At 37.6% G+C, this 1,905-nt stretch carries 1 protein-coding gene; it reads left to right on the top strand.

The window, feature by feature from the left end; translation table 11 throughout:
• Positions 1 to 441 precede the first annotated feature (441 nt).
• The gene (locus U9P79_01555; GenBank protein ID MEA2103313.1) at positions 442 to 1,794 is read left to right on the top strand and encodes a CCA tRNA nucleotidyltransferase; all 1,353 of its coding nucleotides are present in this window, start codon (positions 442 to 444) and stop codon (positions 1,792 to 1,794) included.
• Positions 1,795 to 1,905 lie beyond the last annotated feature (111 nt).

A 1,905-nucleotide genomic window follows, 5' to 3' on the forward strand; every position in this document is an offset into this window, starting at 1 on the left:
TTTTTTTGCTTTGAGCCGAGAACTGCGAGCGATGTGCACAATTGTCTGTCCTCACCCCACGCTTCGCTGCGGGGTAAGTCCAAGCGGGACTTGGCTCGAGAACTGCGAGCACAAAACATATTTTTTACTTTTTTGAGAATGCTTCAGTATTCTTTTTTCGATTTAGCGTGGGGGTTTACCCCCTCGCAACTCTTAATTTTTTCGTTTTTAGGTTTGGATTTAAATATTAGTGTCTATTCGTGCAAATTCGTGGCTAAATTTGTTCATAAGCGAGAAACCCGAGTCGTGTCGAAAAGATTGACGCGAATCGAGTTTCTTGTTATTAGTGGCTAACCATCAAATCCCGAAAGTTATCGAAAAGCCCAACGTAAAGATAAATTCGCTGAACCCAATCTACTTTTTCCCGGTAGAATCTGAAAAAGGAAGATAGTTTATGAAATTATGAAAACAATAATCAAATTAATCGCAAAGGCAATAAAGGATACCCGTTTTGAGCACAAAACCTACATTGTGGGTGGATTTGTTCGCGATAAAATAATGGGAAAATTTAGTAACGATCTTGATGTTGTAGTTGATCTGCAAAACGGAGGAATTGAATTGGCAGATTACCTTTTTGCCAAAAGGATAAGTTCAAGACCGGTTATATACAAAAGATTCGGAACAGCGATGTGCCAAATAGCTGAAAACAAAATCGAATTTGTTATGGCACGCTCAGAATCATATCAAGAAAATTCCAGAAAACCGGAAGTGAAAACAGGCTCAATCAAAGAAGATGTAATGCGGCGGGATTTCACCATAAACTCATTAGTAATGGATATTTCCACGAAAAAAGTATTTGATTTAACAGGAAAAGGCTTGTTGGACATAAAAGACAAAATAATTCGATCTACGGGAAAACCGGATATTATTTTTGGAGAAGATCCGCTGAGAATGCTTCGTGCTGTTCGTTTTACGGTTCAACTGGATTTTTCTGTGGAACAAAATACAAGGGAAGGGATTGAAAAAAATGCTCCAAAATTACAAAAAATCTCTTGGGAGCGAAAACGCGACGAATTGAACAAAATTCTTGTTTCTCCTGAACCCGATAAGGGAATCGCTATGCTTGTCGAACTCGAACTTATGCAATATATTATTCCTGAATTCAAAGAAATTTTAAATGTGGTGCAAAATAAATATCACGATAAAGATGTTTTTCATCATACCTTGGACGTGCTGGTAAAAACTCCGGAAAAGTTGAACATACGGCTGGCAGCTTTACTCCATGATATTGGAAAGGGAAGAACAAAAACCCTCTCAGAAACGGGTGTTCATTTTTACGGACACGAAAAAGAAAGCGCCATCATGGCAGGAAGAATTCTCAAACGATTAAAATACTCAAATAGAGAAATCGAATCAATATGTTTTCTCATCGCGAATCATATGCGTACTAAAAATTTTGGTGATAAAGCGGAGAAAGTTTTGGATAAAACGGTGCGGAAATTTATTCTCAATACAAATGAAAATCTCAACGATCTTCTGAATCTCATCCATGCCGATAATCTGTCCCATGCAAATGAATACTCACTTCCATCACAAATACCGGAATTAAAAAAGAGAATTAAGAAATTACAAAGTGCTGTAGTTGAAAAGCAATCCCCTGTTTCGGGCGAGGATATTATGGAGCAATTTGTGATAAAAGAAGGGCTTCAAGTTGGAAAATTGAAGGATGAAGCAAGAGCAATCTGGCTCGAACATCCGCAATGGGATAAGGACGAGATTATTCAAAAATTGAAAAGGAATCTGGAAAAAAATTAACCACCCAAGTGGAATAAAAAAAGATAAACGCATTCCACAAAGCAGGCGGAGAGAACTGAGAACAAAGAGAATTGCTGAAGATTAACCTGGAATCCAGATTTTTTTTGACAT

Source organism: Candidatus Cloacimonadota bacterium (genome assembly GCA_034661015.1).
Classification (GTDB): Bacteria; Cloacimonadota; Cloacimonadia; order JGIOTU-2; family JGIOTU-2; genus JAYEKN01.

Bases quoted from the DNA above. Each gene is read 5' to 3' on its own strand.
- U9P79_01555 (MEA2103313.1), top strand. From the start codon at position 442: ATGAAAACAATAATCAAATTAATCGCAAAGGCAATAAAGGATACCCGT.